The following is a 14,445-nucleotide window of genomic DNA, read 5'->3' on the forward strand; positions in this document are numbered from 1 at the left end:
CTGACGTTTTTCGACTGCCCACGCCGGCAGACAGGTCGCTAACGGAAATTTTTGGAGAAGCTCGTCGAGGCGTGCCGCCTCCCGCATCATGTCCTCGACTTCCGTCGCACTTTCAGATTGCGCTGGATGATGCATCAGATCCCACCCTTAAACCTGTCGATCACTTGTCCATACCACTTGGCGGCATTGCTCCGTATACATTATTTTGGAGAGGTATAGCGGAGAGCGTACTGCTTTATAATTGCGGGTTCGGATCGACCTCTGGCCCACACCAGAGGCCGATCCGCTCCACGCTTAGATTGCTATTGTGGCCTTGCAACGTCCCCCGACCGTCGCCTTGAACCGCCCGGTGCGGATCGGCGGCGGAATAATTCCAATCCGGCGCCATTCCTTGAGCCAGTCCGAGACCGTCTGCTTTGGGCGTCCCCAGTCCGAGGCGAGCGTATCCTGGCTCGGGATTGTCAGGCCTTGCCCCAGCCGATCGAGCAGATCGGCGAGAGCCTGCTCCTTGCTCAGTCCGGTCGGTCCGATGGGTCCGGGCTTCGGACTCGGACTGAAACCGGATCCGCCGTTCCCGTTGTCCTGGTCCGGACGAAAGAACCGGATCAAGTGATGCAGGTTTTCCGGATTGAAGTCGGTTTGCGCTCGATCTGTGCTCCCCTTCTCCTCGTCCGATGCGGCCCCGAAGGCGATGAGGACACCGGCGAGACCGTTCGATCCGAAGGACAGCAGCGCCGCCATGAACAAATCGAGCGCCCATGGTGCCCATCCGATCCGGTCGGCGAGCGGTGTTGCTGAGGCCGGCAGTGGATTGGCCTCGACGGCGTCCCTTGCTGCCTCGACGCCGGCTTGGTGCATTTGCTCTGCTTCGGCGACAGCCGCCACGAGCTCGGCCTGCGCCTTGTCGGCGAGACCCTGCTTACGGCGACATTCCGATTTGCAGCCGTCGGATGCTTCCTTCGTCACCGCGTCATCCGCGTCGGCTTTCGCCTGGCGGGCGATGTTCAAACGGGCCGAGGTCGGCTCGGCCTGTTCGAGCGCGGCAAGTTTAACGACCGCCGCGGTGTGCTTGGCCAGAGCATCCCGCAGTGGGGCTGCTCCCGCCTCGCGTTCGACGACCGTCCGCTCCCCGGTCGCGAAGAAGTTGTAGGTCTCACCCGCAGCCAGCGCGGCAATGATCACAAGCGCCATTTGACCGGCGCCCTGACCAATGACGCGCGCCCCGGCGAAAACGCCGAGACTGAGCGAAGCCACGAGTATCGCATGCGACGTTTGCCAGCCACCCGTTTGCAGGATGTTGGCGTTTGTGGCAGCGAAGAGGATGCCGGCACCGGTCAAGGTAGCCAGGCCTTTCGCCGACGTGATATGGAAGGTCATGTTGAAATCCTTGATCTAGCAAGGGTTGAGACAAAGGCCCGGCGCGGTGTTCAAGCACCGTGTCGGGCCACTTCATTTTCCTGCATGGCGCAGGGCGCGAACCTACCGGGTAGAGGGCCCGATAGGTCCGAACGCAACACCATGAGAAACGTGGATTATTGGTCTCCGAACCAGATCGCGAAGGTCGCGAACACGCCGAGCACGAGGCACGGCGCGATGATTGTGAGAAGTCCGAGCACCGGGTAGTCTGTCATCGTCTTTGATCCTTCCTGTGAGGATTGAGACAAAGGCCTCGGTCGACGTGTCCGCGCCGATCGGGGCCGCTAAATTCTGACGGTCATCATCAGGTGGCGCCTGACGCCACGAGACCGAGGCAAAGCTTCGCCATCCGGCCTTTCGACCTGTGATCCGGCTGCCGGAAATCCCCTTTTTGTCGTCTTTGAACCCTGCCGCTTCGCGGTGCCCGTTTTGGCATCTCTTGCGTGGCGTCTCGGCTCGGGAGGGGGCCTGTTCAGCTTGTAACTGAGTCTATTATAATTTAATCGGCTACATAAATCGATGAGCCAATATTCGGAATCCACACATGTCGAATCAATTTTTTGTGATTTGAGAGACTTTATCCGGCTACTACGCTAAGGTGAAAGTCATGGAAATGGATCTGATGCCCAAAAAGCCTGCTCGTGGCCGGCCTCCGCTCGAAAACGAAGCTTTGATGACCGCGCGCACTGTGCGATTTTCTCAAGCCATCATGCGTGAGATCGACGCCATCCGCGCGGAACGCGAATACGAGCAGCCCGACTTCGGTCAGATCGTGCGTGAGCTCGTCGCGGAAGGCCTAAAGAGCCGCAAAAAGCGTTCCTAAGCGCTGCACTCAGGCCCTCGCCAGAGACGGGCAAACAAGTCATAGTTGTATGAGTAGCGTTGCGTTGATTCCGAACCCCCTCCGAGATCGGACAAGCGATGACGCTCAAAGAGCCCGATACTGCCGACAACAGCGCGATCGCTGAATTCATCCGCGAGTGCGGAGAAACCGCCGCGAAAGGCGCTCCCACAAAGCGCTATCCCAAACGCCGCGCGGCGCTGAAAGAGATCCAGACCGAATTCGATCTCTTCCCCTCACCCCACGAAAGCGCGGCCGCGCAGCGCTACCTCGAGCGCCGCGCTGATCCCGACGCGAAAAGCCAGATGACATTCCGTCAAGACGAGGAGTCCGGCGCGGTTCGGATGATTAGCGCCGATCATGACAAGGATCACGTGGCGGCCCGTCTTGTCGCGATGGATAGCTTCTCGACCGGTTACTACGAATTTTCGAACGCCATGCTCGACCAGCTGAGATCAATCGCAACCGACCGCTTCGGCATCTTCGACGCCGGAAAGCTGAGTCAAGCCATGGCCATGATCCAGGGCATCAGCCCGCAGAATGAACTCGAAGCCATGCTGGCAGTTCAGATGGTCGCCGTGCAGCTGGGAACGATGAAGGCCGGCGAAGCCGCTGCCACTGCTCAAATGCGGGAGCACCAGCATTGGGCCAACAGCAGCCTTGCCAAGTTAGCCCGGACCTTTGCGGCGCAGGTTGACAGCCTCAGAAACCTCCGGCTCAACGGCGCTCAGCATCATCATGTGTATCATCATCGAGTGAACGAAGTTGCCCCGGAGGCAGACCCAGAGAGACGATCTCATGAATCAAGCTCCGCAAAGCAAAGAAATCAGACTCGCCAATCTCCGCAGAGCGCCGCGCTGCAGCGCGAAATCAAAAAGATCTCAAAAGGCCTGCCTCGCCCCCGCGATGCGCGGTCGTAAGGTCTGCTATTACCATGGCGGCAAGGCGGGTGCTCCGAAAGGCGAGCGCAACGGAAATTACAAATCGGGGCTGCATACAAACGAGGTCGTCGGATTGAAACGTGAAATTGCTGCAATCCTCCGAGTCGCACGGCGTCAACTCGATGAACTTTAGCGCTCTGGGCGGGTCTCAGAAATTTCGGAGACGATCGGTGAAAACCGCAATTCTGTGGACTTTTACCCCGACGTTTGCCGCGCTCGCGACAAACGATGCCAGCGGCACAGAGCTGTACGTGCTTTCGCGCTGCGCTCCAATATCGGTCCTAACCGGCTTCATGACAGATTGGACGAACTCGTCGAGTCCGATCTTCGTAAACGGAAAGAAGATCGGAGACTTAAAGATCTGCGACGCAGTGCATACATCGGTTGCGCCAGGCAAGCAGAACGTTCGGGTAAAACTTTCTGGTCGAAGCGACTACGGCATTTCGAGCGACGCGGGTATAGACGTGAACGTCGGGACTGCTACAGCGTATGTCGTGATGTACGACAATAGCTTCACAGGAGCCGATCTCGTCGATGCGAGCGAAGGTCAGCAGTTGCTCGCCAACGTGCGAACCGCTCACAGCAAGTGATCGGTAGCTGGAATTTACATTCAACGCGCCAGCACGATGTGGGTAGCAAGCTCTGTGGGAACGACCTCGCTCACCCGATAACCGAGGCCTGGCAGGTCCACGCCCGTGAACAGGTTTTCGCCTCGGCCCAGGATGACGGGCGACATCGCGAGGTGAAATTCGTCGATAGCTCTTGCCATCAGATACTGACGGACCGTCGAAACCCCGCCGCCGATCTTCACATTCAGATCGCCAGCTGCAGCCTTGGCCTGAGCGAGCGCGGACTCGATCCCCTCGGTGACGAAATAAAACGTCGTGCCACCCTCCATCTCAATGGGCGGCCTGGCATGGTGGGTGAGGATGAATGTCGGCGCGTGGTACGGTGGATTTTCGCCCCACCAGCCTCTCCAGTTGGGGCCGCCCCAATCGTCTCCTGCCGGCCCAAACATATTGCGACCCAGGATGAAAGCGCCGAAACCTTCCATCGCAGCACTGGCGAAGCGATCATCCGTCCCGCCGTCTTTTCCGACCATCGATCGAAACGCCCGCGTCGGATAGAACCATTGATGCAGTTCCCCGCCGCCCTTGCCCATCGGGTGCTCCAGGCTTTGGTCGGGACCTGCTCCGAAGCCATCGATGGAGACTGCAAAACCCGCTACCCGCACCCTGCCCATGAGGCCTCCCTAAAGACGATGGCCTTCGCCGTCTTGGCCACCTCAATATCAAGACGAACGGACAATCGGGAAGCCGACAACCAGGCAAAAAACTTTTGGACCTCGGGAGTGTCTTGTTCTCTGATCGTTAGTCTGCGTTAGGCGGCTGCCTTCTTTGCCGCCTTTGCCATCTGCTCGGGATACATCTCGATGGCCTGCAATAAGGTTCGGCGGACTCCGTCGAGCTTTGGGTTTCGTTGCTCCCAATCGCGTAAAGTGCCCAATGGAATACCGAAGCGCTCCGCGAACTCGACCTGCGATAGACCAAGCTTCCACCGCACCTGTTTGAACGGCGACACCTTTTTGAGTTTTCCCAGTTCCGCTTTGGTCATGGGCGCGTCGTCGTCATCGTCTTCGATAGGTCGCTTTTTCATCCTTCGTGGCCCTTCTAGCCGATATGATCCGAATTTTCTTCCCGCGCTCGGTATAAACGACGACCAGCAGATTGTTCGGGCTTGCACCGATCATCACATACCGATCCTCGCCGCCGCGCGGTCGATAGAATTCGAGACGATTGGGGTCGCCGAACGCTTCCTGCGCCTCCTCGAACGAGATGCCGTGCTTCACGACATTGCTCGCCGCCTTGGCCGGATCGCTCTCGAATTCCATCAAGCCACCATATACTGAAATCCAGTACCACACAAACCTCCCTTGATGGTGTGGGGCAGCGGATTTCCACAGATCCGGGGAAAACGGGGAAAGCGGGCGGTCCAGCGCACTCTCCATGCTGACAGGACTCCGCAAAGCAGTCAGGATTCGACCGCGCGGCTAGGACGGCCATCCGAAAGGAGCAGCACTCCACTGCTCTGAAGCCGCGCTTCCACCTTTGGAGGCGCGAGGAGAGCGCTAGTGCAGCTTGTCAAAAAAGCCAGCCGTTCGGCAATTGAGCAGCGCCTTCGGGATTGCCGTCACGAAAAACGCAGATCTCGGTCAAAAGTCGTCTTCGCTAGCGAGGACTCGACTAATCCTTCGATAACTTTGGCTGCGTATCGGGAATTGCCGCCAGTGGACATGGCGGCAACTGCGCTCGAGGGAGCTGCCTCGCCGTTTCTGGATGACCAACGCGCTGCAATCAGCCTCGCTTTGCAATCACTCATCGCAAGAGCGACCGATGCGGGCTTTCCCGAACTTCATCTTTGTCTTCAGGGAGTTTCGTTGCTCGACCAGGTTTTCGAAGGCAATCAATCCAGTCCCCTGATTCCACCGAAAAGCGCCGGTTACCCCTATGCGTCCCAGTGGTACGAAGCGCGGGCAAGAGCGATGTTCTGTGCAATATGGCGCCAGAAAATGACGGGCGACGATATTTCTGTCTGTTGCTTGCAAGTCGCTAGAGATGTGGACAGGGGAATGCAGCCCTACTCGCGCATATGGGATGTTTTTAAACTTCAGGCTCCGCCCCTACCCGCCGATGAAAAGTCCGTAGAAGAAGCTCTGCAAGCTGAAGCTAGTAAGATCCAGCGCTGGATCAAAGCTGAGGACCGCAAGCAACCGGACAGCGACGCAATCCCTCTTGATCGGACGGCAAAGCGGCAATTTCTAGCAGCGCGCGATTGGGTGAAGGGGTTGGAAAAGCCTCTTCCGAACTGGAGGGAGCTATACAAGCGCGACGTTGAACACTGTGTTTTGATCTCGCTGCAGCTCTCCAAGGAAGCGCAGACGAAACTCGAAGAACAAAAATAATCGGTAGACCCCGGGGGGTCTACCGAACATCCTAGCGTGTACCGTCGTGGACTAGGGCAATCACCCGAGGACTTCACGATGGAACTGACTACTATTTCACCCACGAATGCCTATTCCGCACCAACCCTCGATCGTTTGCTAACACTGCGGGAGCTCACCCGCGCGACATCGTTGAGTCGCACCACCATCTACAGGATGGTTGAGGCAGGAACTCTTCCACGACCAATCAAAATTGGAAAATCGCGCATCGCCTGGCGGGCGTCCAGTATCGCGTTCTGGCTCGCCGAAAGGCAGGTCGCAGCATGATCTCGGGCTCATATCCCAAAAGAAAAACAGCCGCCCCGACTAGCATTCGGTAGCGGCTGCCAAATCAAATTTGTCTGGAACGTCTTTCTTTTAATTGTGCGGCGTGACGAAAGCAAGGCGTTCCTTCTGGAATTCAGAAGGAACTCAGATGCACAGCTACCGAAGTCAAATCAATACGAGGGCCGCAGCTCAGTTAGTACTGTGCCATTCCCTCGGTCGTTTTCTCCATCAATCCGTTCGTAGCCGTCTTGCCAATCTGGCGTCGGGCGATTGGCCCCCCTGCACTGTCGACGTACAGATGGTTCGTCGTGCCCTGAATTTTGTTCTATGTGGGAGGCCGGCATGAGCATTGCCGCGCTTGAATACATTCAGCCAATTTCGGCGCCGCCGACCGAAAAGCTTCTGTTGTGGGCGATCGCGAACCGAGTCGACAAAACCGGCCGCTGCTGGCCTTCACGCAAAAAGCTCATCGAAGACACCGGTCTCTCACTGGCGTCTGTGAAGCGCGGCTTGGCTCAACTCGAGCGCAAAGGGCTCATTCGACGATCCGAACAGGACCTCGATGCCGGCCAAAAGCGGGTGGTCGTGATCGAGCTTTTGTTTGTCTCTGGACAACCCAGAGTGACTCCTACCAGCGGCTCACACTGCGCCCCCACTGAGGCTCACCCTGAGCCGCCCCCGGCTCACTGTGAACTGGCCCCGGCTCACTGTGATACCGCCCCCCGGCTCACTGTGAGCCTTCTATATAAAGAAGAACCGAAAGAAGAACCGAAAGAAGAACCGAAAGAGGAACCTGAAAGAGAAATTCGCCTCGCTGACGCTCGCGATCAAACCTTCGAACTCATCCCATCGAAAACCACTTCGACAGACCCTCTCGGCGCATTCGTTTCCTACAATCAGGCTGCACAGGAAATCGGACTGCCCGTCGCGACCTCGCTTACGCCCGGTCGACGCAAGTCGATTAACGCCCGGCGTCGCGAACACGGCGCCGGCAGCTGGGTAACCATCCTCGCCAACCTTCGCGCCAGCGATTTTCTTCGGGGCAAGAACGATCGCGGTTGGCGACCAAACCTCGACTGGATCGTCAAACCCGAAAACTACGCCAAGATCCTTGAGGGCAACTACGCGCCGTCCTCGCCGTCGCCAAAGGTCGATCGGTCGAACATGACCTTCGTTCCGTCGCGTTGGGGTCCGGGCAAATGGGTGCCGAAAGCGGCGGAGGCGGTGCAATGAACCAGCACTTCCGCCAGCCCGAACCTATGATCCTGACATTGGGCGAGGCGCTCGCCGAAGAGTGCCGCGTACAAGGCTTGCGCCATGTCAGCGACGTGTCCGCTCCCCAACTTCTCCTCGACAAGGACGGCAAGCTCCGCACGGAATTTTCCTTCTTCGACTCGTACGTGATCCTCATCCCACCTGGTGGAGAAGCGCTCAGAGATGATATCGCCATCAACGTCGGCGACGACCGTTGCAAATGGGCTTACGTGCCCGATCATGCGAGAAACATTCCCGCCGCCGTGCTCGCGGCCAAGCCGATGTGGATCGACGAAGTCGCTCGTCTCGACGACATCCCAGATCCTGGCCCGGTCAAGCTTTTCGAAACGGGCTTTCCCGAACTCGATCGATACGGCCTCCGTCTCACGACGCCGGCATTCATCCCGATCATCGGACCGTATGGATCCGGTAAATCAATCTTTCTCCGGCAGCTGCTGATCAATCTCTGGCGGCTGCACGGCTGGCGATTTCTGCTGACGTCCTTCGAAGAGAAGGTCAAACCGCGATTCCAGCGCGACCTGCGCCGTCACCTCATCGGGACCGTTGAAGAGACCTGGAACGAACAGGACATCAGTCTGGCCGATGCCGAGCTCAATCGCGCCGCTGTGTTTCTTCGACGCAAGCGCAACACTGTCCTCGATGCCGATCGCATCGTCGACCGCATCGAATTCGCCGCACGCGTTTACGGTATTCGTGTCGCGGCGATCGATCCCGTCAACGAGATCGACCATCAGGTTCCGCGCGGCATGGCAAAGACCGACTACATCGGCAACTTCATCATGCGGCTGAAGCAGCTCGCGGATGATTACAATCTGCTGATGATTTGTGCGCTTCATCCGCCGAAAGACGGCGTCGAAAAGCGGCTGCAGAAGAACGGGCTGCTGACGCTCAACGACGGTGCCGACAGCGCCAACTGGGGCAACAAGGCCGACATCGGTTTCTGCATGTGGCGCAATCTCCATGGCCCCACGTTGCTCCACATCGACAAGGTCAAAGACCACGAGACGATGGGGCGCCCCACCCTTTGCGAGATGATCCACGATTCCGCCCTCAATCGATTCCGCATTGGGCGCATCGGCTACGAAATCCTGCAAGACGAGGATAACGATCAATGACCGAGAAAACTTCTCACGTGTTTCCACAGAGTATCGCGAATATCCCGGGCCTGCATCGCATGCTGTCCATCAAGGAAGTTCGCGAGGTCGTTCCGCTCTCGACCCGCCAGATCGACCGCCTCATCAGGCAAGGATTATTCCCTGAGCCAATCTTCATCTCGCCAAATCGCAGGGCATGGGCCGAGCCAAAGATCCGCCAGTTCCTGAGGGAGCGCGAGTTGTCGGGCCAGAGCCGGCGCGCCTACAGCACGCGCTATTGCGGTCCGGCACTGGAGGCATTTGCGGCGCCGACGATCAGCGAAATTTCATCCACAGAGGAGGCCGATCATGTCCGAGCAATCTAACGACAAGTTCCCGCCGAGCATCAGCGTGACGCGGCTCTACGAGCGGACTTCCGCGAAGGGCAATCCGTACATGACCGGCCGAATGGGCGGCGTCAAAATCGCGGTGCTCAAGACCAACGACACGGACGACGAGGGCCATCCGATCTGGGAGTTGAAGTTTTCTCCTGCGCCGGCGAAGCCGCGGCAGACGGAAGCCTTTGCATCACCTCGCTCGGCCTCGAATGAATCGGCACGAGGTTTCGGCACCGCTGGCGACGACATCATTCCGTTCTGAGGAAATCCCCATGCCCTTTTTTCAAAATCTGATGAACGCCACTCCGCGGCCAGATCAGGACGCGTCACGCGTCATTCTCGTGATGACCGAAACCGACATGGAGGCACTCGAAAGCCTTCTCGCCAAAGTTCCCTACGAGCACGCCGCTCCAATCGTTCGTGCCTTCCGGGACGCTTCTGAACTTCAGCGCAGAGGGCAAATTCTCGACGTTGTGGAGCAAGTGCTCGACCTTCACCGTTCTGCAGTGGCGTATCGCGACCGGAATTCAATCGAGGACGCATTCAATTGATCGATTTGGCAGGCCTGGACGGGAGCCGCTGCCGGCATACAGGAACCAGCATATGACGCGTATACCGCAGATTCCCGGTGAAACTTGGCCTCGCTTCATGCGTGCCACGACGGCCGCAGCCTACCTCGACGAAGTTTCGGTCGAATCGTTTCGACGTCGTGTCGGCTCGGTCTACCCGAAACCTGTGAACGTTCGTGGACGCGGCGAGCTTTGGCTCAGGGAAGATCTCGACAAATCAATCGATCGGTTGTCCGCTCGGATCGATCGAATCGCCGATGCTTCGGAGGTGCTCTGACGCGCATGCGAAAACCAGCCAACTGGCCGAGGTATATGCTCGGCAAACGGCTCAGGGATCATCGTACCGCGTATTACTGGAGCCCTCACAAGAGAGATCTGCTATCGGGCTGCACCCTCCATCGTGAGGCACTCGGAACCGACTATGGGGTGGCGATCGCGCGCGCCGAGCTCCTCAACAAGCATCTGGATTCCTGGCGCCAGGGCCGAGGCGACTTCAAGTCGCTGGATGCCGGGCCTCGGTTTGGCACCCTCGGGTGGCTGTTCGAGCGCTATCGTCGCTCTCCGGCTTTTGAGCGCGTTTCGGAGCGCAGCCGCCCGGAATACAAGCGCGCCCTCAAGCGCATCGAGGATCTGAAGACGAAGACGGGGGATCTCGTCGCAAACCTTCCGGCGGGATCGATCACGCCGGCGGCCGTCGATAAGCTTTATGCGATGCTTCAGAACGGCCCCCGCGGCAAACGCATCCGTCAGGCCAACCTTTCGATCGATATTGCGCGCCGTGCTTGGGATGTCGTTCATCGGACGCATCCCGCCTCGGTGCCGGCAGAGAATCCTTGGCGTGGCGTACTCAGGATTCTGACGAAGAAGTCCAAGCCTGCCGCCACGCGCGCCGAGGCGTATAGCCTTGCTCATAAGCTCAAGGAACTCGGCGAACCGCATCTGGGCGCCGCGGCGCTCATTTGCTTCGAGTGGCTGCAGCGGCCTGAAAACGTTCTCGGCGGCAAAATTACTTGGGCAGATTATCGGCCCGCGGATCGGCCAAAGCATGTCCGCGTCTTTCATCACAAGACCGGCGAAGTCCTGTGGATGCCGCTCGAAGATGAGACAGGCCTGCTCTACCCTGAGCTTGAGTCCTACATCGGCGACTTGCCACGCCGCGGATTGCCCATCGCTTTGACCTCAGGTGAACGAGGGCCGGCACGTCCCTATTCCATGGCTTACGCTCAACGCCGGGTGCGCGAGGCCAGAGCAGCGGCGAAACTCGCTTCGCATGTCACGCTTGACGCCTGCCGGCATGGCGGCATGACGGAACTCGGCGATGCCGATTTGACCGAACAAGGCGTCATGACATTGTCAGGCCACAAGACCCCGCAAGCGGCTCGTCTCTACGTGAAGCGAACCGAACGTCAACGCGTATCAGCCGCTCGAAAACGTCGTCAATGGGTCGACGCGAACGAAGCCGGTGCGACAGTCAGAATAGGCCGCCCGACGGGTAGTCAGAATGAAAAAAAAAGAAAGGCTAAGCCCTTGAAAAACCTTGGCGCTCCCTACGGGAGTCGAACCCGTCTTTTCAGATTGAAAATCTGACGTCCTAACCGATAGACGAAGGGAGCGTCCGTCGGCAGCAAGGGGGACCGTATAAGCGGCTTTGGGCGCCTTTGGCAAGCCGCCGCGGTCGGGCGCTCCTGCGACAGGATGGGACAGCGGGGAAAGGGCCGGTTTTTCCTACTGGCGGCGCGGATCGGCCGCATCCTCGATCTGCATTTCGATGCGCTCGCGGCCGCCCCAGGTATCGCGGCGCAGGTGACCGGCGACATGGATTGGAAGCCCGCTGGCCGACATCAAAAGGTCGCCGAGCGGTTGGCCGACCGCACGGAATGCAACGCCGTCGACACGCGAGCCGTCACTGCCTTCCAGGATGACGCGGACGTGGGCGTCGGCGATGATCTTGCCGAACTTGACGCGATGGGCGGGCAGCACGAAGCGGGCTTCCGGATTTCCCTGACCGAACGGGCTGACACGTTCGATAAGGTCGATCAGCTCGGCGGTGGCGCCCGAAGCGACGAGCGGCGCGTCGATATCGAGATGAGCGACATCGCCGACGGCTTGGGCTGTGGCGCCGAGCTGGTCCTGCAGAAACGTTTCGAGCAGCGCCAGGTTGTTGCGGCCGACGGTCAGGCCAGCCGCCATGGCGTGGCCGCCGCCTTTGGTCAAAAGGCCCGCGGTCACGGCCGCGCGCACAGCGGCGCCGAGGTCGATGCCGGGCACCGAGCGGAGCGAGCCCGTGCCGATCGCCGTTGCCTCCCATGCGATAACGCAGGCGGGCCGGCGGAAGCGTTCGACCAGACGGCTGGCGACGAGGCCGACGACGCCTTTGTGCCAGGCATCCGAACCGACGATCAGAATGGCCCGCGCGGGATCATCCGACAACTGGCGATCGGCGATCGCCATTGCCTCTTCGAGCACCGCCGTCTCGATGTCCTTGCGTTCCTTATTGAGGCGATTGAGCAGCTCGGCGATGCGCTGCGCTTCAACCGGATCGTCGGTGGACAGCAGAGTCGCGCCCAGCGCGGCGTTGCCGATGCGGCCACCGGCATTGATGCGCGGCCCGAGGATGAAGCCGAGGTGGTAAGGCGTGGGCGCAACCGACAATCCGGCGGCGTCGGCAAGAGCGGTAAGACCGACGTTGTCACGCGCGCGCATGACGGCGAGGCCTTTTTTGACATAGGCCCGGTTCAACCCGACGAGCGGCACGACGTCGGCGACGGTTGCGAGCGCGACCAGATCGAGAAGCGCCAAAAGGTCGGGCTCGCGCGCGCCTTGGTAAAATCCGCGGCGGCGCAGTTCGCGCGTCGCGGCGACGAGAACAAGGAACACGACGCCGGCGGCGCATAGCATCCCCTGCCCCGAAATGTCGTCCTGCCGATTTGGATTGACGACGGCGTTGACGTCCGGGAGGCGCTCGTCGGCCTGATGGTGATCGATGACGATGACGTCGGCACCGAGAGTGCGGGCCGCGGAGAGAGGCTCGAAGCTCGTCGTGCCGCAATCGACCGTCACGATCAGCTTGGCGCCTTCGTTGACCAGCGTTTCGATGGCGGCGACGTTCGGGCCGTAACCCTCGAACAGGCGATCGGGAATATAAATACGCGCCGGCGCGCCGTGGACTTCGAGGAAGCGCTTCATCAGCGCTGAAGAACATGCGCCGTCGACGTCGTAGTCGCCGAAGATCGCGACCTGCTGCTTCGCCTCAATCGCGTCGGCCAGGCGCGCGGCCGCCTTGTCCATGTCACGCAGCGTGCTTGGATCAGGCATCAGGGCTTTGAGCGAGGGATCGAGAAATGTCGGTACGGCATCGAGCCCGATGCCGCGCGCGGCCAATACCCGGCCGATCAGGTCGGGCAGGCCATGACGCTGGCTGATGGCGGTCGCCGTCTGCTTCAGGTGCGCAGGCAGGCGCTCGCGCCATGCGAAGCCGCGCGCGCTCTTGGTTACGCCGAGGAACGATCGATCGTCGGTGTCGATTTCAACTGCCGCAAGATTTGGGCGCAATCGGTCCCCCGCGCTGTTCGTGGCCGAACACACTCGGTTCAAGTTGTAGGTCGATTCGGACCTTCAGGCGGCACAGACCGGCGATATCTCCACAGCGGAGACGCGGCGGTCAGACGAAACGAGAGCCGACGTTGCGGACGGTCGACTTTATGCGCCGGACAGTTCCCGTCTTCGAGCGCATCACGACGGTTTCGGTTTCAGCGAAATCGCCTTTGATGCGAACGCCCTTCAAAAGCGAACCGTCGGTGACGCCGGTCGCAGAGAAGACCACGTCGGCGGAGGCCATATCCTCAAGCTTGAAGATTTTCTTGATGTCGGAAATGCCCATCTTTTCGGCGCGCACGCGCTCCTCGTCCTTCATCGGCATCAGCCGACCCTGGATCTGGCCACCGATGCAGCGGAGAGCGGCCGCCGCGAGAACGCCTTCCGGCGCGCCGCCGGAGCCCATGTAGATATCGATGCCGGTTTCCTTCGGGTCCGTCGTCCAGATGACACCGGCGATATCGCCATCGGGAATGAGCTGCACGCCGGCACCGGCCTCACGCACGGCACGGATCAAATCGGCATGGCGCGGACGATCCAAGATGCAGGCCATGATTTCCTGGATCGGAACGCCTTTGGCCTTGGCGAGCGCGTTGAGGTTGTCGGCAGGTGAGGCATCGAGATGGACGACGCCTTCCGGGTAGCCCGGACCGACCGCGATCTTGTTCATGTACATATCGGGCGCGTGCAGCAGGCCGCCCTTTTCCGAGATGGCGAGAACGGCGAGCGCGTTCGGCATCGCCTTGGCGCAGATGGTGGTGCCTTCGAGCGGATCGACGGCGATGTCGACTTCAGGCCCCTCGCCCGTGCCGACTTTCTCGCCGATGTAGAGCATCGGAGCTTCGTCCATCTCGCCTTCGCCGATGACGACCGTGCCCCGGATCTCGACGCGTCCCAGCTCGCGGCGCATGGCATCGACGGCGGCCTTGTCGGCGGCTTTCTCGTTACCGCGGCCACGCAGGTGAGCGGCGGCAATGGCGGCGGCTTCGGTCACGCGCGCCAGTTCGAGCACGAGAATTCGGTCGAGGCCCGGCCCGTGCGTGCCATTCGATTGTTCAGCCCTGCTCATG

At 59.9% G+C, this 14,445-nt stretch carries 18 protein-coding genes and 1 tRNA gene; 11 read left to right on the top strand and 8 right to left on the bottom strand.

The genetic code is table 11. The annotated features are described in order from the left end of the window. Positions 1 to 294 precede the first annotated feature (294 nt). Positions 295 to 1,377: a hypothetical protein gene (locus QM780_RS06890; RefSeq protein ID WP_415069736.1), complete on the bottom strand. Its 1,083-nt coding sequence runs from the start codon at positions 1,375 to 1,377 to the stop codon at positions 295 to 297. Between the two features lie 652 nt (positions 1,378 to 2,029). On the opposite strand from QM780_RS06890, the gene QM780_RS06895 reads away from it, so the two are divergent. From QM780_RS06895 to QM780_RS06905, 3 genes are all read left to right on the top strand, one after another. After that, positions 2,030 to 2,239, top strand: a complete 210-nt coding sequence (locus QM780_RS06895) for a hypothetical protein (RefSeq protein ID WP_415069737.1) — start codon at positions 2,030 to 2,032, stop codon at positions 2,237 to 2,239. Between the two features lie 98 nt (positions 2,240 to 2,337). After that, complete coding sequence (locus QM780_RS06900) at positions 2,338 to 3,177, top strand: hypothetical protein (protein WP_415069738.1); 840 nt, start codon at positions 2,338 to 2,340, stop codon at positions 3,175 to 3,177. Positions 3,178 to 3,368: 191 nt separating this feature from the next. Beyond that, positions 3,369 to 3,788 (top strand): hypothetical protein, encoded by a 420-nt coding sequence (locus QM780_RS06905; protein WP_415069739.1) that lies wholly within the window; start codon positions 3,369 to 3,371, stop codon positions 3,786 to 3,788. Between the two features lie 20 nt (positions 3,789 to 3,808). Here QM780_RS06905 and QM780_RS06910 read toward each other — a convergent pair whose 3' ends face one another. The 3 genes from QM780_RS06910 to QM780_RS06920 form a co-directional block, all read right to left on the bottom strand. Beyond that, positions 3,809 to 4,441 carry a dihydrofolate reductase family protein gene (locus tag QM780_RS06910; RefSeq protein ID WP_415069740.1) on the bottom strand — a complete coding sequence of 211 codons (633 nt, stop codon included), beginning with the start codon at positions 4,439 to 4,441 and terminating at the stop codon, positions 3,809 to 3,811. A 137-nt stretch (positions 4,442 to 4,578) separates the two neighbouring features. After that, positions 4,579 to 4,854, bottom strand: coding sequence for a helix-turn-helix domain-containing protein (locus QM780_RS06915; RefSeq protein WP_415069741.1), 276 nt, complete (start codon positions 4,852 to 4,854; stop codon positions 4,579 to 4,581). Continuing rightward, entirely contained in the window at positions 4,826 to 5,089 is a 264-nt protein-coding gene (locus QM780_RS06920; protein WP_415069742.1) for a BrnT family toxin, read from the bottom strand. Before QM780_RS06920 ends, QM780_RS06915 begins: the two co-directional genes overlap by 29 nt. Positions 5,090 to 5,329: 240 nt before the next feature. On the opposite strand from QM780_RS06920, the gene QM780_RS06925 reads away from it, so the two are divergent. The 8 genes from QM780_RS06925 (at position 5,330) to QM780_RS06960 (ending at position 10,058) form a co-directional block, all read left to right on the top strand. After that, positions 5,330 to 6,160, top strand: a complete 831-nt coding sequence (locus tag QM780_RS06925; protein WP_415069743.1) for a hypothetical protein — start codon at positions 5,330 to 5,332, stop codon at positions 6,158 to 6,160. A 78-nt stretch (positions 6,161 to 6,238) separates the two neighbouring features. Beyond that, positions 6,239 to 6,466, top strand: coding sequence for a helix-turn-helix transcriptional regulator (locus tag QM780_RS06930; protein WP_415069744.1), 228 nt, complete (start codon positions 6,239 to 6,241; stop codon positions 6,464 to 6,466). Between the two features lie 342 nt (positions 6,467 to 6,808). Beyond that, positions 6,809 to 7,699, top strand: coding sequence for a helix-turn-helix domain-containing protein (locus tag QM780_RS06935; RefSeq protein ID WP_415069745.1), 891 nt, complete (start codon positions 6,809 to 6,811; stop codon positions 7,697 to 7,699). After that, the gene (locus QM780_RS06940) at positions 7,696 to 8,856 is read left to right on the top strand and encodes an ATPase domain-containing protein (RefSeq protein WP_415069747.1); all 1,161 of its coding nucleotides are present in this window, start codon (positions 7,696 to 7,698) and stop codon (positions 8,854 to 8,856) included. The genes QM780_RS06935 and QM780_RS06940 overlap by 4 nt, the downstream gene beginning before the upstream one ends. After that, complete coding sequence (locus QM780_RS06945; RefSeq protein WP_415069748.1) at positions 8,853 to 9,200, top strand: helix-turn-helix transcriptional regulator; 348 nt, start codon at positions 8,853 to 8,855, stop codon at positions 9,198 to 9,200. The genes QM780_RS06940 and QM780_RS06945 overlap by 4 nt, the downstream gene beginning before the upstream one ends. Further along, positions 9,184 to 9,474: a hypothetical protein gene (locus QM780_RS06950; RefSeq protein ID WP_415069749.1), complete on the top strand. Its 291-nt coding sequence runs from the start codon at positions 9,184 to 9,186 to the stop codon at positions 9,472 to 9,474. Before QM780_RS06945 ends, QM780_RS06950 begins: the two co-directional genes overlap by 17 nt. 10 nt (positions 9,475 to 9,484) lie before the next feature. Next, positions 9,485 to 9,763 (top strand): hypothetical protein, encoded by a 279-nt coding sequence (locus QM780_RS06955; RefSeq protein ID WP_415069750.1) that lies wholly within the window; start codon positions 9,485 to 9,487, stop codon positions 9,761 to 9,763. Between the two features lie 52 nt (positions 9,764 to 9,815). Beyond that, positions 9,816 to 10,058 carry a hypothetical protein gene (locus QM780_RS06960; protein WP_415069751.1) on the top strand — a complete coding sequence of 81 codons (243 nt, stop codon included), beginning with the start codon at positions 9,816 to 9,818 and terminating at the stop codon, positions 10,056 to 10,058. 101 nt (positions 10,059 to 10,159) lie between these two features. Here QM780_RS06960 and QM780_RS06965 read toward each other — a convergent pair whose 3' ends face one another. The 4 genes from QM780_RS06965 to glpX form a co-directional block, all read right to left on the bottom strand. Beyond that, positions 10,160 to 10,579, bottom strand: coding sequence for a hypothetical protein (locus QM780_RS06965; RefSeq protein WP_415069752.1), 420 nt, complete (start codon positions 10,577 to 10,579; stop codon positions 10,160 to 10,162). A gap of 740 nt (positions 10,580 to 11,319) precedes the next feature. Next, positions 11,320 to 11,394, bottom strand: a tRNA-Glu gene (locus QM780_RS06970). A 112-nt stretch (positions 11,395 to 11,506) separates the two neighbouring features. Continuing rightward, positions 11,507 to 13,333, bottom strand: coding sequence for a single-stranded-DNA-specific exonuclease RecJ (gene recJ / locus QM780_RS06975; protein WP_415069753.1), 1,827 nt, complete (start codon positions 13,331 to 13,333; stop codon positions 11,507 to 11,509). A 109-nt stretch (positions 13,334 to 13,442) separates the two neighbouring features. Next, positions 13,443 to 14,444 (bottom strand): class II fructose-bisphosphatase, encoded by a 1,002-nt coding sequence (gene glpX, locus QM780_RS06980; RefSeq protein WP_415069754.1) that lies wholly within the window; start codon positions 14,442 to 14,444, stop codon positions 13,443 to 13,445. Between the last annotated feature and the right edge of the window lies 1 nt (position 14,445).

Origin of the sequence: Hyphomicrobium sp., from assembly GCF_047600905.1 — a bacterium.
In the GTDB taxonomy this organism is placed as follows: domain Bacteria; phylum Pseudomonadota; class Alphaproteobacteria; order Rhizobiales; family Hyphomicrobiaceae; genus Hyphomicrobium_B.

Bases quoted from the DNA above. Each gene is read 5' to 3' on its own strand.
- QM780_RS06955 (WP_415069750.1), top strand. From the start codon at position 9,485: ATGCCCTTTTTTCAAAATCTGATGAACGCCACTCCGCGGCCAGATCAG.
- QM780_RS06930 (WP_415069744.1), top strand. From the start codon at position 6,239: ATGGAACTGACTACTATTTCACCCACGAATGCCTATTCCGCACCAACC.
- QM780_RS06960 (WP_415069751.1), top strand. From the start codon at position 9,816: ATGACGCGTATACCGCAGATTCCCGGTGAAACTTGGCCTCGCTTCATG.
- QM780_RS06940 (WP_415069747.1), top strand. From the start codon at position 7,696: ATGAACCAGCACTTCCGCCAGCCCGAACCTATGATCCTGACATTGGGC.
- QM780_RS06950 (WP_415069749.1), top strand. From the start codon at position 9,184: ATGTCCGAGCAATCTAACGACAAGTTCCCGCCGAGCATCAGCGTGACG.
- QM780_RS06915 (WP_415069741.1), bottom strand. From the start codon at position 4,854: ATGAAAAAGCGACCTATCGAAGACGATGACGACGACGCGCCCATGACC.
- QM780_RS06895 (WP_415069737.1), top strand. From the start codon at position 2,030: ATGGATCTGATGCCCAAAAAGCCTGCTCGTGGCCGGCCTCCGCTCGAA.
- QM780_RS06945 (WP_415069748.1), top strand. From the start codon at position 8,853: ATGACCGAGAAAACTTCTCACGTGTTTCCACAGAGTATCGCGAATATC.
- QM780_RS06935 (WP_415069745.1), top strand. From the start codon at position 6,809: ATGAGCATTGCCGCGCTTGAATACATTCAGCCAATTTCGGCGCCGCCG.
- QM780_RS06900 (WP_415069738.1), top strand. From the start codon at position 2,338: ATGACGCTCAAAGAGCCCGATACTGCCGACAACAGCGCGATCGCTGAA.
- QM780_RS06965 (WP_415069752.1), bottom strand. From the start codon at position 10,579: ATGAACGACATCCCAAGCACGGCGCGCAATATCGATCGAAAGGTTGGC.
- QM780_RS06910 (WP_415069740.1), bottom strand. From the start codon at position 4,441: ATGGGCAGGGTGCGGGTAGCGGGTTTTGCAGTCTCCATCGATGGCTTC.
- QM780_RS06920 (WP_415069742.1), bottom strand. From the start codon at position 5,089: ATGGAATTCGAGAGCGATCCGGCCAAGGCGGCGAGCAATGTCGTGAAG.
- QM780_RS06890 (WP_415069736.1), bottom strand. From the start codon at position 1,377: ATGACCTTCCATATCACGTCGGCGAAAGGCCTGGCTACCTTGACCGGT.
- glpX (WP_415069754.1), bottom strand. From the start codon at position 14,444: ATGAGCAGGGCTGAACAATCGAATGGCACGCACGGGCCGGGCCTCGAC.